The organism is Mycobacterium sp. (assembly GCF_965229105.1).
In the GTDB taxonomy this organism is placed as follows: Bacteria; Actinomycetota; Actinomycetes; order Mycobacteriales; family Mycobacteriaceae; genus Mycobacterium.
The window spans coordinates 6,050,332-6,064,377 of record NZ_OZ245858.1 but is presented as its reverse complement, the minus strand read 5'-3'; the positions used below and the strand labels follow the sequence as shown (position 1 = coordinate 6,064,377).

General features: G+C 65.6%; 17 protein-coding genes. 6 read left to right on the top strand and 11 right to left on the bottom strand.

What is annotated here, in order from left to right:
- Window positions 1–6 precede the first annotated feature (6 nt).
- The gene (locus ADBZ9O_RS28615; protein ID WP_526526662.1) at window positions 7–669 is read right to left on the bottom strand and encodes a FadR/GntR family transcriptional regulator; all 663 of its coding nucleotides are present in this window, start codon (window positions 667–669) and stop codon (window positions 7–9) included.
- Between the two features lie 54 nt (window positions 670–723).
- On the opposite strand from ADBZ9O_RS28615, the gene ADBZ9O_RS28610 reads away from it, so the two are divergent.
- Window positions 724–1,419, top strand: a complete 696-nt coding sequence (locus ADBZ9O_RS28610; RefSeq protein ID WP_526526660.1) for a cyclase family protein — start codon at window positions 724–726, stop codon at window positions 1,417–1,419.
- Between the two features lie 3 nt (window positions 1,420–1,422).
- Here the strand turns inward: ADBZ9O_RS28610 and ADBZ9O_RS28605 are convergent, their stop codons facing one another.
- Entirely contained in the window at window positions 1,423–2,742 is a 1,320-nt protein-coding gene (locus tag ADBZ9O_RS28605) for an aspartate aminotransferase family protein (protein ID WP_526526658.1), read from the bottom strand.
- Window positions 2,743–2,893: 151 nt separating this feature from the next.
- On the opposite strand from ADBZ9O_RS28605, the gene ADBZ9O_RS28600 reads away from it, so the two are divergent.
- Window positions 2,894–3,814, top strand: coding sequence for a sugar phosphate isomerase/epimerase family protein (locus ADBZ9O_RS28600; RefSeq protein ID WP_526526656.1), 921 nt, complete (start codon window positions 2,894–2,896; stop codon window positions 3,812–3,814).
- Window positions 3,815–4,083: 269 nt separating this feature from the next.
- Here ADBZ9O_RS28600 and ADBZ9O_RS28595 read toward each other — a convergent pair whose 3' ends face one another.
- From ADBZ9O_RS28595 to ADBZ9O_RS28555, 9 genes are all read right to left on the bottom strand, one after another.
- Entirely contained in the window at window positions 4,084–4,701 is a 618-nt protein-coding gene (locus ADBZ9O_RS28595; protein WP_526526654.1) for a pyridoxamine 5'-phosphate oxidase family protein, read from the bottom strand.
- A 32-nt stretch (window positions 4,702–4,733) separates the two neighbouring features.
- On the bottom strand, window positions 4,734–5,837 hold the full coding sequence (menE, locus tag ADBZ9O_RS28590; protein ID WP_526526652.1) for an o-succinylbenzoate--CoA ligase: 1,104 nt from the start codon (window positions 5,835–5,837) through the stop codon (window positions 4,734–4,736).
- Window positions 5,838–5,884: 47 nt separating this feature from the next.
- Window positions 5,885–6,187 carry a DUF3349 domain-containing protein gene (locus ADBZ9O_RS28585; protein WP_526526650.1) on the bottom strand — a complete coding sequence of 101 codons (303 nt, stop codon included), beginning with the start codon at window positions 6,185–6,187 and terminating at the stop codon, window positions 5,885–5,887.
- Between the two features lie 59 nt (window positions 6,188–6,246).
- Window positions 6,247–6,534 carry a hypothetical protein gene (locus ADBZ9O_RS28580; RefSeq protein ID WP_526526648.1) on the bottom strand — a complete coding sequence of 96 codons (288 nt, stop codon included), beginning with the start codon at window positions 6,532–6,534 and terminating at the stop codon, window positions 6,247–6,249.
- Between the two features lie 37 nt (window positions 6,535–6,571).
- Entirely contained in the window at window positions 6,572–7,747 is a 1,176-nt protein-coding gene (locus ADBZ9O_RS28575; protein ID WP_526526646.1) for an inorganic phosphate transporter, read from the bottom strand.
- 96 nt (window positions 7,748–7,843) lie between these two features.
- Complete coding sequence (locus tag ADBZ9O_RS28570) at window positions 7,844–8,230, bottom strand: VOC family protein (protein ID WP_526526644.1); 387 nt, start codon at window positions 8,228–8,230, stop codon at window positions 7,844–7,846.
- Window positions 8,231–8,300: 70 nt separating this feature from the next.
- Window positions 8,301–9,167, bottom strand: a complete 867-nt coding sequence (locus tag ADBZ9O_RS28565; RefSeq protein ID WP_526526642.1) for an SDR family oxidoreductase — start codon at window positions 9,165–9,167, stop codon at window positions 8,301–8,303.
- 71 nt (window positions 9,168–9,238) lie between these two features.
- Entirely contained in the window at window positions 9,239–10,156 is a 918-nt protein-coding gene (locus ADBZ9O_RS28560; RefSeq protein ID WP_526526640.1) for a 1,4-dihydroxy-2-naphthoyl-CoA synthase, read from the bottom strand.
- A gap of 24 nt (window positions 10,157–10,180) precedes the next feature.
- Entirely contained in the window at window positions 10,181–10,882 is a 702-nt protein-coding gene (locus ADBZ9O_RS28555) for an HAD family hydrolase (protein WP_526526638.1), read from the bottom strand.
- A 69-nt stretch (window positions 10,883–10,951) separates the two neighbouring features.
- On the opposite strand from ADBZ9O_RS28555, the gene ADBZ9O_RS28550 reads away from it, so the two are divergent.
- The 4 genes from ADBZ9O_RS28550 to ADBZ9O_RS28535 are packed head-to-tail and all read left to right on the top strand — an operon-like array spanning window position 10,952 to window position 14,008.
- The gene (locus ADBZ9O_RS28550; RefSeq protein WP_526526636.1) at window positions 10,952–11,695 is read left to right on the top strand and encodes a glycosyltransferase family 2 protein; all 744 of its coding nucleotides are present in this window, start codon (window positions 10,952–10,954) and stop codon (window positions 11,693–11,695) included.
- Entirely contained in the window at window positions 11,692–12,633 is a 942-nt protein-coding gene (locus ADBZ9O_RS28545; protein WP_526526635.1) for an acyl-CoA dehydrogenase family protein, read from the top strand. Before ADBZ9O_RS28550 ends, ADBZ9O_RS28545 begins: the two co-directional genes overlap by 4 nt.
- The gene (locus ADBZ9O_RS28540; protein WP_526526633.1) at window positions 12,630–13,391 is read left to right on the top strand and encodes a PIG-L deacetylase family protein; all 762 of its coding nucleotides are present in this window, start codon (window positions 12,630–12,632) and stop codon (window positions 13,389–13,391) included. The genes ADBZ9O_RS28545 and ADBZ9O_RS28540 overlap by 4 nt, the downstream gene beginning before the upstream one ends.
- A complete protein-coding gene (locus ADBZ9O_RS28535) occupies window positions 13,388–14,008 on the top strand; it encodes an SAM-dependent methyltransferase (protein WP_526526631.1) in 621 nt (206 codons plus the stop codon). Before ADBZ9O_RS28540 ends, ADBZ9O_RS28535 begins: the two co-directional genes overlap by 4 nt.
- The last annotated feature ends 38 nt before the right edge of the window (window positions 14,009–14,046 follow it).

Below are 14,046 nucleotides of genomic sequence, written 5' to 3'. Positions count from 1 at the left end.
GCAGGGTCAGCCGAGAAGTGACCGCAGGAACTGTCGGTGGTCGTTGTATAAGCCGGAGCATGCGTGCAGCGCCTCGTCGAGTTCGCCCGCGGTGATGCCCGCGGCGAGGCGGCGGTGGTCTTCGAGGATATCCTTGCTCATGGCCTTGCCGTGGGGGCTGATGCGAACCGTCTGGGCAATTTCCCCGGTCATGTCCGACCAGAGTTTCAACAGCATTCCTGAGCGGGCGGCCTCGACGATCGACAGATGCAGGGCAATATCAGGCTCGGTGGTTTCTTTCCCACCCAACACCGCCTCTTCGAGAGCCTGGAACGCTGCGCCGACCTTCCGCCGGTCCCCGTCGTCGGCGCGGGCCGAGGCGAGTCGCAACGCGCCGGCTTCGATAACCTCGCGGGTATCGACGATGTCGAGCAGTCCGAAGGTCTGCGTCGGCTCAATCTCGACGTCGGCGTTGGTGACGAAAGCGCCCCGGCCCATCTGCGTTTCGATGACGTCGAGGGTAGACAGCATGCCGAGAGCTTCACGAATCACTGGGCGGCTGACCGAATATTGTTCGGCGAGTTGGCGTTCCGACGGCAGCTTGGTGCCGACCGGATACTGCCCGTCGCGAATCGCGCGCAGCAGATCGTCGGCGATCCGCGACCGTTGGGTCACCGTATTCTCGGCCACCAAGGCTCCCTCTCGTCGGTTTGACTGGTAATACCAGACCCGTATTGTTCAAGGATGCCATCCTCGAATGCATTCGGGCAAGATCAACTCGTTACGTCGGGCCCCACCGGGCCATGCCGCATTGTCGATCTGACCATGCCGATAGCCGACGGTATGGACGCCTTTCCGGGAGAACCAACTGCGCGCTTCTCGCGGTTCTCCTCGGTGTACGACGACACCGGTATCGAGATGTGGAGTGTCGAGATGTTCAGCCAGCTCGGCACGCATCTCGACGCGCCCTGCCACTTCGTAGTCGGTGGCGCAGGAGTGGATGCGCTCGACCTGCGTCGCTGCATCGGACCGGCGTTGGTGATCGACCACCCGGCCTCGGCGGGCGCGGTCATCGAAGTGCACCACTTGGCACCCTACGAGGAGTCTCTGCGCCGCACTCGTCGGGTACTGATCCGCACCGGGTGGGACGTGCACTTGGGTACCGCGCAATACTGGACCGCCATCCCTGAGGTTTCTGTCGCCGCGGCCGGCTATCTGGTCGACCTTGGTGTCGTCTTCCTCGGGTTAGACACTCCGACGCCGAGTTTCACAGATCTGCACGAGGTGCATCGGGTGCTGTTGGGCGCGGAGGTGGTGATCACCGAGTGCCTCGTCAACCTCGGTAGCCTCCGTGCCGAGACGTGGCTGGTGTGCCTGCCGCTGCCGCTGGTCGGGCTCGACGGGTCGCCGGTGCGCGCGATCGCACTTGAGCCGCGCTGACTGTTAGCGCTTGATTGCCGCAAGGCCCTCGCGCAGTGCGGCGATTGAGTGGTCGATGTGATCGTCGGTGACGGCGGTGGATAGGCAACCGGTGCCTCGCGGCATTACCAGCACCCCGCGCAACAACAGTTCGAGCCGTAGGTCGGCGAACTTCGCAGTATCCGTGCGACGGTGGGCACGATACGACGTCACCGGCTCGGAGGTGATGGCGATATTGAACATCGAACCGATCCCGTTGACGTGCACGGGAACACCAGCACGCCCGAACTCCTCCCGGATGGCCACGCGCAGCCGCTCGGTGCGGGTTTCGAGAATGTCGTAGTCGGCCTGCCCGAGGTCGCGCATCGCCGCTTGGCCCGCGGCGAGGAACACCGGCGACGCAGTGAAGGTACCCGTCTGCAGCACGCGCGGTCCGTCGCCGGACAGCACTTCCATCAGGTCGGCACGGCCACCGAACGCGGCGAGGGGATAGCCGCCGCCCATGATCTTTCCCACCGCGACGAGGTCAGGGGCGTAACCCCATCGGCCTTGCGCGCCGTGGTAGCCCACCCGCAGCGACTGCACCTCGTCGAAGACGACCAGTGCGCCGTGCGTACGGGCAGACTCGAACACGGCGTCGAGGAAGTCCCGCTCGGCCGTGATGAGCGCAGAATTACCGAGGAAGGGTTCGATGACGACACCGGCGATCTCAGTTCCCCAGCGTGCGAAAGCATCCCGGACCGACGCCACGTCGTTGTAGATGGCGGTAACCGTGTGTGTGGGTTCCAGACCCGCTGACTCGGGGCGTGCGGGCGCACTGGAAGCCAAAGGCAGCGGCGGCTGCCCGATGTCCTGGTAGAGCTCGTTGTACGAGCCGTGAAAAGCGCCTTCAAATTTCAGGATCCGACTGCGATCGGTGTTCGCCCGGGCGACCCGTACCGCGAACTCGACCGCTTCCGATCCGGTCGTGGTGAAGTGCAGGCGCTGCATGGCGGGCACCCGGTGCTGCAGTTCCGACGCGTACTGCGCCTCGCGCGGATGAGCCGTGCCGATGGCCGACGAGGTCGACAGCTCGGCGACGACGGCTGCGGTCGTGCCGGCGTGGCCATGACCGTGCGGGAGGCTGGTGAAGTTGTTGATCAGGTCGAGGTAGTCGTTACCGTCGACGTCTGTGATCACGGCGCCAGCTGCCGTAGCCGCATAGAACGGGTAGGGCTGGTAGGCCAGCGTTGCGCGGGAAACCCCGCCCGGTATTACCAGATTGGCATGGACAAAAAGCTCGCGTGACTGTGGCGTGCGCGTCAGATAGTCGTTGATCGACGGCGTGGTGGTAGTCGAAGTCACGTTATTCGTCTCCTTCTTGCCCAGCTGAACTGGGACTTTGCGCCATCCTCGGCGTGGATCGTCCGTATGGGGCGCGGACGGGGAGTCAGGATAAGTCTAGCGCGCCGGCCATATATTGGTCTAGCCTGTCATACCAGTTGAGAGGAGCCTCATGACTCAAGCACCAACAGGTCCCGTCATTGCGGGCAGCACGCTGCCCTTACCGTCGGTCGCGGTCGCGGACTCTCATACCTGGCATCGTGGACTGGCGGCACTGGCCCGTGGCGGATTCGAATGGGTCGACGTCGTCGACTCGTGGATACCGTTCGGTGACCTGTCCGCCGAACAGGGCGCCTTATTCGGGCAGAGCGTGAAAGAAGCTGGACTGCAGCTTGCCGGAATGTCTGCCATTAGGCGCAGTGTCATCGACCCGATTGACGGCGATGCCAACCTGGCTTACACCCATCGCGCACTCGACGTCGCCGCCGCGTCCGACGCGCCGGTGTTGTCGATCGGCTTTCACCGTCCCCTGACGCCACTGCAAAGGGAATGGGCGTTCTGGTCGGTGCCTTGTCCGCGCGACGACCCCGAGGATCCCGAGGTGTGGACAGTGGCCATTGCGCGGCTCCGCGACCTGTCCCGACATGCCGCCGACGTCAATGTCCAACTGTCGCTTGAACTCTACGAGGACACACTGCTCGGCAGCGGTGCATTGGCCGCCAGGCTTGTCGAGGACGTCGGTTCGCAGGCACTGGGAATAAATGCCGACCTGGCCAACTTGTACCGCGTTCCGCGGCGGCTGACTGAGAGCTGGCTCGAGTCGTTCAGCGTGTGCCTGCCGCACCTGAACTATTGGCACGTCAAGAACTATCGACGGACCGAAGGATACCCAGATGGGCCGTTCCTGGCGTGGCCGACGCAATTGGCCGACGGCGACCTCGACTATCGCCTGCTCCTCACAATGGCGCTGGAGTACGGGTACACCGGGCCGATCTGCATCGAGCAGTACGGCGGGGACGGACTGACCGCGCAAATCGCCGGCCGACGGTATCTGTCCGATCTGCTCGCCGACCGAAGTTCTTCCTCCTGTTGAACAGCGACTGACATCTGGCCATTCTGCAATTAACGGTGTGAGAACAGGGTGGGGACAGTCACTATGAGCAACGACGACCAAGCAGCAACATTCACCCACGACCTGGCACAGGAAAAAGTCACCCCGACCTGCGCAACCGGACGTCTTATACAACCGTCTCGTTGTCGGATCCGCCACAGAGGTGAGAAAAACACTTCCGCCATCGTGATGAGAATTCTGCAAACCTGCCCTTATAGAGGTCGCGATCCGCCACGATCTTTGAGAACCGGTCAGTACAGCTGGCTGCGGATTTTCTCCTCACTGAGCTCACGTTCCCATTCGGCCAGGCTCAGTCCCTGGTCGATCGCGTGGATCATCTGCGCGACGCTCGGCAGCGCGGTGGGGTTCCAGGTGTCGGGCTGCCAGGTGTCGGATCGCAGAAAAGCCTTGGGGCAGTGGAAAAACACTTCCTCGACCGCGATCTCCAGGGCCAGGATCGGCCGCTTCCCTTTGACCGTCATCTCGTCGAAGTAGTCGGCGTCGGACAACACGGTCGCGCGTCCGTTCACGCGCAGCGTGTCACCGCGCCCAGGGATCACGAACAGCGTGCCGACGTGCGGGCGTTGCAAAATGTTGAGGAACCCGTCGACCCGCTTGTTGCCCGGTCGCTCGGGGATCGCGATGGTGGTCTCGTCGATGACGTGCACGAACCGCCCGGACGGATCGCCCTTGGGTGACACATCAAGTCGGCCATCGGCATCGGTGGTGGCGACGAAGCCCAGCGGCGAGTGCCGCAGCCAGTCCTGATGGATCGGCGCCAGGGTGTCCACCACTTTCTCGGCCACCATTTTGGCCGGGTGGCCGACGATGGCGCGGAGGTCTTCGACATTGCTGACTTCATGCCGCATCGCTTCATTCTGCGCCACGCGGGCCGCAAAATTCAGCCTCCGTAGTGCTCGACCAGCCTGCGCCGATCCAGCTTGCCGATCCCGCGGCGGGGGAGTTCGTCGACGATGTGCAGCTCACGCGGTGCGGCCGTCGGATCCAATGACGCCGCGACGTGTTCGCGGAGTTCGGCCAGGGTGGGGGCCACCGCGCCGGGGGCGACGGCTATCGCCGCGACCACCCGCTGGCCCAACCGGTCGTCGGGCAGGCCGAAAATCGCGCAGTCGGCCACGGCGGGATGGGTGGCCAGTACCGCCTCCACGGGCTGCGGCAACACGGTCAGCCCGCCGGTGCTGATCGCCTCGTCGAGTCGGCCCAACACCTGTAACACCCCCGAATCATCAAGCACACCAGCATCGTCGGTGTGAAACCAGCCCGCCTCGGCGAACGGGTCCTGGTCGGGCGGATTGCGGTACCCCTTCGCCAGTGGGGCGCCACCGAGCACAATTCGCCCGTCGGGGTCGATCCGTACCGTCACACCGTCAAGCGGTAACCCGTCGTACACGCATCCGCCGGCAGTCTCGCTCATGCCGTAGGTGCGGACCACCGAAATACCGGCGGCGGCAGCACCTTCCAAGACCGGTAGGGGAGCGGGCCCGCCCCCGATGAGTACCGCGTCCAGCTCGGCCAGCGCCGCCGTCGCAGCGGGATCGAACAGCGCCTTGGCAAGTTGGGCGGCCACCAGCGAGGCGTAGCGACGCCCTGAGCCCATGGCCTGCACCGCAGCGGGCAGTGCGGCGATGTTGAAGCCGGCCGAGACGTCCAGTTCGACGGGAACCGTCCCGGCCAGCACGCTGCGGATCAGGACCTGCACACCGGCAATGTGGTAGGGCGGCAGCGCCAACAGCCACGAGCCAGGTCCGCCGAGGCGGTCATGGGTGGCCGATGCGCTCGCGATCAGGGCCGGGGCGGTCAGCATTGCGCCCTTAGGGGTACCTGTGGTCCCCGACGTCGACACGACAACCGCCACATCGTCGTCGATGGGCTCGCCGACCCGCAAAGCCGTTGTCAGTAGCTCGGATTGGCGCGGATCGTGGCCAGGCACCGGAAGGACCGCGGCCTCACGCCCATCCAGCACACCTTCCAGCGCAGCCAACATCGACAGCGCCGAGGGACCCGGCGGGACGACGAGCGTGCGCAGGACCGTTATTCGGCTGCCTCGCTGTCGCGGGGATCGTCCAGCGGCCAACCGTGCGCAGCCAGCGTCACCCGAACGCGCTCGACATCCTCTGGTGTCGGCAGCTCGTCGGTCATCTGGGTGATCAGCACCCCGATGTCCACATCATCGATCTCGTGGCGGTCGATGAGTTCCTGCACCACAACTTGGATTTCGTCGTTGCTCAGTCGCCGGGACAGCAGTGCAAACAGCGGCACCCGGTCAGGGCCGGGCACGCCTTCCGGGTAACCGGCGGTAACCCACGAAACGATCTTGCTGATAAATCCGTTCACGCCTTCAACTTCCCCACGGGGGCGGTCCAGTCAGCCTGGAGACTTGCAGGGTCGCGATTTTACTTGTGCTTCGCGCCGAGGATGTACATACCCGTGTGCTGGCCGATGAAATCACGGGCGATGAACAACACACCGATGATGACCGCAGCGAGCACGAGGGCGAACAACACATAGCTCAGCGCGAGCAATGCCGGGTTCTTCTTGGTGGCGCCGCCATGGGAGACGACACCGACACCTTCGGCATTGAGCCGCACTCCGAGGGAGAACAGGGAGGGCAGTCCGGCGCCGAGGATGAGCCCGACGACGATAATCTGGAAGATGGCGGTGGGGTTGATCCAGCCGTTCACGATGTAAGGCCTTTCAGTCTGTCTAGGTCGTCGATCGTTAAACGGTGGTTTTGGCGGTCTTCGGGGCGGCTGTATCGCTCGTGCCGGCCGTCAGGCTGCCTTCCCATTCGTCATTGACGTTGTTGTGGTTGATCGGTGCCTTGCGCGACTGCAGGTAGATGGCACCGGCGGCGGCGACCAGCATCAGGAACCCGACGGTCGCACCGGCGAAACCGCCGATGAAGTGTGTGATCCAGTACGTGATGGCACCGACGAGCGCAGCCGACGGCAGGGTGATCAGCCAGGCGGCCGCCATCCGGCCTGCCACGCCCCAGCGGACCTCGGCGCCGGGCTTGCCGACGCCGCTGCCCAGGATCGAGCCGGTGGCGACGTGGGTGGTGGACAGCGAGTAGCCGAAGTGGCTGGACAGCAGAATGATTGCGGCCGAAGAGGTTTCGGCAGCCATGCCCTGCGGGGACTTGATCTCGACCAGGCCCTTGCCCAGGGTGCGGATGACGCGCCAGCCGCCCAGATAGGTGCCGGCGGCGATCGCGGCCGCGCAGGACAGGATCACCCAGAACGGGGGCAGTGTGTCGGTCTTGCTGGCGGCGCCGTAGGAGATCAGCGCCAGGAAGATCACGCCCATCGTCTTTTGCGCGTCGTTCGTGCCGTGGGCCAGTGAGACCAGCGAGGCGGAGCCGATCTGTCCGTAGCGGAAACCCTTGTCGGTGCGGGCTTCGGGAACGCCGCGGACGAATCGGTACACCAGCCAGGTGCCGACGGTGGCGACCAGGCCGGCGATGAAGGGCGCCAGTGCGGCGGGGATGAGGACCGTGGAGACCAGGCCCTTCCAGATCACGCCGTGGCCACCGACCGCGGCGAGCATGGCGCCGACGATGCCGCCGATCAACGCATGCGAGGAGCTGGACGGGATGCCCAGGAGCCAGGTCAGCAGGTTCCAGACGATGCCGCCGACCAGGCCGGCGAACACGATCTCCAAAGTGACCAGGCCGGCGTCGACCAAGCCCTTGGCGATTGTCGCGGCGACCGCGGTGGACAGGAAGGCGCCGACGAGGTTCAGCGACGCCGAAAGCGTCACCGCAGTCTTAGGGCCAAGGGCGCCGCTGGCAATCGACGTCGCCATGGCGTTTCCGGTGTCATGAAAGCCGTTGGTGAAGTCGAAGGCGAGCGCCGTGACGACGACAATGATCAGGAGGAAAAGCTGAAGGTCCACGCCGAGAATTGTGGCGGTTCGTGAGGTCTTCTGTAAAACCAATGGACAAAGAATTCGCAGGTGAACTTGCATTCGCCGTGCGATGTTCGCCTGTTGTTAACCTCTGGTGTCGTGCCGTAATGGATGCATCTCAGGGACCTGAACAAAAATGAGGTTCACGCCGTCCGGATCGGTGATGTGCATCTCGTGCAGACCCCACGGTTCCCGCCGGGCTTCGCGTGCGATGGCAACCCCGCGGCCGCAAAGTTCGGCCTGGATTTGGTAGAGGTCGCGGACCTGTAGCCACAGTGCGCCGGGGAACGGCGGGGCGCCCGCGGCAGGTGCGCCGTGACCGGCAAGCTCGATCAGTGACTGGCCGGCGTAGAACACCGTGCCGCCCTCGTATTCGCGGGCGATGGCCAAGCCGATGTCGTCGCGGTAGAAGGTCAGCGAACGTTGGTAGTCCGCCGGCCGGAACAGCACCCGGCTGGCCAGGATTTCCATCGCCCAAACGTACCTTTGGGTCATTTTGTGCGAGTGCTCGGCACCATGTCGTCGATCTCGGCGAAGCGGGTCAGCGGTTCGGCTGAACGTTCTGCCGTTTCATGATTCCGTTGAGCCAACCGGGGGCGACGAGGTCGAGGGCGCGGGCGGTGACCGCCACCCGCGGCGCGATTCGCACCGGCCGGGTCCGGGCCGCGGTGACCATCCATTCGCCCGCCTCGGCCGGTGTCAATGCGGGCATGCCGTCATAGGCCTTCGTCGGGACGATCATCGGCGTCGACACCAGCGGGTAGTACAGCGTGGTGGAGTGCACCCCGTAGCGCGACCACTCGGTCTCGATCGCCCTGCTGAACGCCGACAGCGCGGCCTTCGACGAGTTGTACGCCGCAAACAGGGGAGCGGCCTCGGTCATCACGCCCCAGGTCGCGACGTTGATGATGTGGCCGTCACCGCGTTCGATCATCGCGGGCGCAAAGCCGCGGATCAGCCGCAGCGGTGAGTAGTAGTTCAGCGTCATGGTGCGCTCGACGTCATGCCAGCGGTCCAGCGATTCCGCGGCCGGTCTGCGAATCGAGCGACCGGCGTTGTTGATCAGAATATCCACCGCCCCAACGGTTTCCACCAACTCGTCGATGGCATCGAGGTCGGCGAGGTCGCACGGGACGGCCTGCGCGTCGCCACCACCCGCGCTGATGCGCTCCACGAGTGCGTCCAACAGGTCGACCCGCCGGGCCACGACGATCACCGTCGCTCCGGCGGCGGCCAACTGTTCGGCGCCGGCCTCACCGATCCCCGACGAGGCGCCGGTGACCAGGATGCGTTTACCGCGCAGGTCGATGTTGGTGCCGATAGACAATGAAGCGAGACTCAGTGGCGGGCGCATCGCGGTCAGCGAGATGGCCTCGGCCAGCTTGCGTCGCAAGGGGTTACTACTCACCCACGGAGTTTAGGTCCCTGTGATTCGGGCGCGGAAACCCGCGGTCACCGCGGCTTAGCGCGCCCAAATCCCTAGAAGTAGCGGGGGTACGGGCTCCAGTCTGGGTCCCGTTTCTCCAGGAACGCGTCGCGGCCCTCGACGGCCTCATCGGTCATATACGCCAACCGGGTGGCCTCCCCGGCGAACATCTGCTGCCCGACCAGGCCGTCGTCGAGCAGGTTGAACGCATACTTGAGCATGCGCTGGGCCTGCGGGGACTTCCCGTTGATCAACGCCGCCCACTCCAGGCCGACCTTCTCCAGATCGGCGTGATCGACGACCTCGTTGACGGCACCCATCTGATGCATCTGCTCAGCGCTGTAGGGCTTGCCGAGGAAGAAGATCTCGCGGGCGAACTTCTGCCCGACCTGCTTGGCCAGATAAGCGCTGCCGTAGCCGCCGTCGAAGCTGCCGACATCGGCATCGGTTTGCTTGAACCGGGCGTGCTCGCGGCTGGCCAACGTCAGATCGCACACCACATGCAACGAATGCCCACCCCCGGCGGCCCACCCGTTGACCAGGCAGATCACCACCTTCGGCATGAATCGGATCAGCCGTTGCACCTCCAGGATGTGCAACCGGCCGGCGCGGGCCGGGTCGACGGTTTCGGCCGATTCTCCGGCGGCGTATTGATACCCGCTGCGCCCCCGGATGCGCTGATCTCCTCCCGAACAGAACGCCCACCCGCCGTCCTTGGCCGACGGACCGTTACCGGTCAGCAGGACCACGCCGACGTCGGGGCTCATCCTGGCGTGATCGAGTGCGCGGTACAGCTCGTCGACGGTGTGCGGGCGAAACGCGTTACGCACCTCGGGCCGGTCGAACGCGATGCGCACGGTCGGCTGCCGCACGCCCTCGGCGACCTGGCGGTGATAGGTGATATCGGTCAGATCCTCGAACCCCGCCACCGTCTGCCAGGCGCTGGGATCGAACGGGTTGGTATCGCTCACTCGTCGACTGTAGGGGGTACCTGATCAGAGATCGAAGCCGTAGTCACGCAGCGCCGTGAGCAGCCCGTCGGGGCGTTCTGATGTCGGTAGCGGATCGACCAGGATGAAATCGCAGCCGACCGCGCGAGCCCCGCCGTCGGCCTCTTCACTGTCACCGACCATGACGGCATCGGCGGCGGCGACACCGAGCCGCTCCAGTGCGGTGGTGAAGATCTTCGGGTTGGGCTTGACCGCCCCCACCTCGAATGAGAGCACGAAGTCGTCGACGTAGCGGTCCGCGCCGATCGCCGCGAACGCCGGCCGGACATCGAACGCGATATTCGACACCACACCGGTGCGGACGCCCTGCTCGGACAGCCCCCGAAGGGCGGCGACGGTATCGGGGTACGGCGCCCAACTGGCCGGGGTGATCACCCGCTGATAGAGCGATTCGGCGTGATGATCGGCCACGCCGGATTCGCGCAACACATGCAGGTAGGCCTCGCGGTGCAGGTGCGGTGCGAGGTCGCGGTTGACCCAGGCGTGGTACTCCGCGGGCCCCATCTCCACCGAGCGTCCGGTCGGCGCGGTCAGCCGACGCATCAGCTCGGCCTGTAGGTGGCCGTCTACCTCTTTGTCATCGACCGACATGCCCGCGAACCAGCTGTCGTCTTCTTCCAACCGGAACAACGTGCCGGAGAAGTCGAAAAGGGCGGCTCCACGAGGAGATCGGGATGGCGACACCATCTGATCGTGCCATGATGCGCGCTTGGCTCCTGACGGATTGAAAACGCAGAAAACGGCTATCCACACCGGGTGCCAGGCCCAGCCCCCGTCTCGGCGTCCTTCCAGCAGGTAGCCGTCGTCATCCCCGCCCACGATGAGGCGGAAAACCTGCCGCGGACGCTGCGTGCCGTGCTCACCGCCGCAACGTGCGTGCCGGTACCGGTTTCTGTCGTCGTCGTCCTCGACAACTGCTCCGATACAAGTGCACAGCTCGCCGGCCAATACGGGCCCGACGTGCACTTTGTCACTGTCGAAGCGGGCAATGTCGGTGCAGCTCGCGCCGCAGGCTTCTGCTACGCGCAAACCTTGACCGAACCGTCGGGGGCTGACAAGACGTGGTACGCCACGACCGATGCCGACAGCAGGGTCGACCCGGACTGGTTGCTGCGCCAACTGGCCGGGAACACCGACATGGTGCTGGGTGTGGTGCGGGTGGCCAACTGGCGCAAGCTGTCTCCCGCGGCGATCGCGCGATATGTGAAGGCGTACTACGCCCGCGTTCATGCCGGCAGCCACGATCACGTCCACGGCGCCAATATGGGCTTCCGGGCCGACGCGTATTGGAAGGTGGGCGGATTTCGGGCCCTTGCCACCGGCGAGGATGTCGAACTGGTCGAGAGGTTCGAGACCGCCGGTTATCGGATCCACCGGGACGCAGGTATCTCGGTGACGACGTCAGCACGAGCCCAGGGCCGCGCCCCTGAGGGCTTCGCACAACATCTTCGTGACATGTCGAAGTCGGTAAGACCCTCAACGGCAAAGGATTCGGTGTGACGGCCGGGCTGGTCCGGCACTGGTTGGAGTCCGGCCGGCTCAATCTGCCCCTGCCCGCCGCAGGCCAGACAGTGACGCGCTGGCAACGCCTGGCCGAGCTGACCAAAAACGATATCGTCGCCGGCCGTTTGGCCGAGGCACACGTCGACGCGGTGGCCATCCTGGCCGAGCTCGGTGGTGTCCCGCCTCGTTCTGGTGAGTTGTGGGCGGTGTGGGCAGCTGAATCCTCGGATGCCGTGCTGACTGCCACCATCCGCGGTGGCAGCGTGAGCCTCAGCGGCACCAAACCGTGGTGCTCGGGCGCGGGCTTCTGCACCAACGCGTTGGTCACGGCGCGCCTGGAGGACGGTAAACGGGGACTGTTCGCCGTCCCCATCACCGACCCGGCGGTGCGGCCGCTGCCGAGCACCTGGTGGAACCCGGGAATGGCCGGAAGTGACACGCGCTCAGTACAATTCACCAACGCTCCGGCGGTTGCGATCGGTGACCCAGGCGACTATCTGAACCGGCCGGGATTCTGGCACGGTGCCATCGGTGTCGCCGCTTGCTGGCTTGGCGGCGCCCGCGTCGTAGCAGCGCCGTTGTATGCGCGGGCGGCTAGCGAATCTGCCGACCCGCACGCACTTGCGCACTTGGGTGCGGTCGACGCCGCCCTGGTCGCCGCGGAGGCGACCCTGGCTGCTGCGGCGACGCAGATCGACGCCGACCCGGTCAACCAGTCCGGTGGCGCCGAACTGCTGGCGCGCCGGGCCCGCGCGGTTGTCGAGCATGCCGTCGACGAAGCCATCACCCGGACCGGTCGGGCCCTGGGGCCCGGTCCGTTGGTCCAGGACGCCGCGCACGCCCGCCGGGTGGCGGACCTGACGGTGTATGTCCGGCAGAGTCACGCCGAACGGGATTTGGAAGCGCTGGGTCGTCTTGCGGGAGCCCGTCAGTGACAAGCACGCGGGATGGCAATGGCGCGCGCTTTGCGGCCGTTCCCCTCGACGGCGGTGGTACGAGTGTCAAGGAGTGGCTGGCCGGTGACCGCCTGCCCGCGCTGGATGTCACTGGCTGCGAGAGGCTCTTCGTCGTCGGCGCCCATCCCGACGACGAAACCCTGGGCTTTGGCGGCACATCGGCGCGGCTCGCGGCCGCGGGTGTCGATGTGCAGGTGGTTTCTGTCACCGACGGCGGCGCGGCCTACCCCGACATGTCGGTCTTCGACCGCATCCAGTTGGAACGCGTCCGTCGGGTCGAATTGATCAAGGCGACAAGCAGTCTCGGTGTCCGGGCGCCGATCTTCTTCGGGTTACCCGATGGTGCCGTCAGCGAGCACGAGGGCACCTTGACCGATCTTCTGGTGGAGATCCTCGACGGCGCGGCCAGTAACACCTGGGTGGCGGCCACCTGGCGCGGCGACGGCCATCCCGACCACGAAGCCGTCGGCCGGGCCGCCGCAGCGGCCGTCGCCCGCTGCGGCGCGACGCTGGTGGAATACCCGGTGTGGATGTGGCACTGGGCCACCCCGGGTGACCCCGACGTGCCGTGGGATCACGCGTTCTCGGTGCCGTTGGATCGCAGTGCACTGGGACGCAAACAGCATGCGGCGCAGTGCTTTCACAGCCAGTTCGAGTCCACACCCACCCAACCGGCCCTGCTGCCACCGTTCGTGCTGCGCCGGTTGCTGGCGGTGGGGGAGGTGGTGTTCCGGTGAGCGGCCGCCTGCCCGATACCTACTTCGATCAGATCTACGCCGATGCTGAGGATCCGTGGCAGCTGGCGACCCGCTGGTATGAGCAACGCAAGTATGCGATCACCATGGCGCTGCTGCCGCAGGCACGTTATCGGCACGCCTTCGAACCCGGTTGTTCCATCGGCACCGTGACCGAATTGCTCACCCAGCGATGCGATCACGTCACCGCCGTCGATGTCGCCGAGGCCGCGTTGGCCACAGCCGATCACCGGCTGCGTTCCGCGGGCTGCCGCGACCAGGTGACACTGAGCAGGTCGGCACTGGATGTGCCATGGCCTGCTGAGTCATTCGACCTGGTCATGCTCAGCGAGGTTGCCTACTACCTCGACGCCGAACTGCTGGCGCAGGTGTTGAGCCGGGAGTGTGCGCGGTTGCCCGGGGCGACCGTTGTTGCCGCGCACTGGCGCCACGAGGTGGCCGATTACCCGCTGTCCGGTGACGCCGCCCACGATGTCATTGCCGCCACACCCGGCCTGGTGTCGGTGGGCCGCTATCGCGACGACGATGTCGTCATCGAAGTATTCGGAGCCGACGGCCCCTCCGTCGCAGTCCGCGAAGGTGTACCCGGCGCGCGGTGACTCGGGGCGCACCTTCTTCCGCCGAGCAGACGCAAAAT

Coding starts and splice junctions, on each gene's coding strand:
- ADBZ9O_RS28610 (WP_526526660.1), top strand. CDS start 724: ATGCCATCCTCGAATGCATTCGGGCAAGATCAACTCGTTACGTCGGGC.
- menE (WP_526526652.1), bottom strand. CDS start 5,837: ATGTTGGCTGCGCTGGAAGGTGTGCTGGATGGGCGTGAGGCCGCGGTC.
- ADBZ9O_RS28570 (WP_526526644.1), bottom strand. CDS start 8,230: ATGGAAATCCTGGCCAGCCGGGTGCTGTTCCGGCCGGCGGACTACCAA.
- ADBZ9O_RS28600 (WP_526526656.1), top strand. CDS start 2,894: ATGACTCAAGCACCAACAGGTCCCGTCATTGCGGGCAGCACGCTGCCC.
- ADBZ9O_RS28555 (WP_526526638.1), bottom strand. CDS start 10,882: ATGGTGTCGCCATCCCGATCTCCTCGTGGAGCCGCCCTTTTCGACTTC.
- ADBZ9O_RS28595 (WP_526526654.1), bottom strand. CDS start 4,701: ATGCGGCATGAAGTCAGCAATGTCGAAGACCTCCGCGCCATCGTCGGC.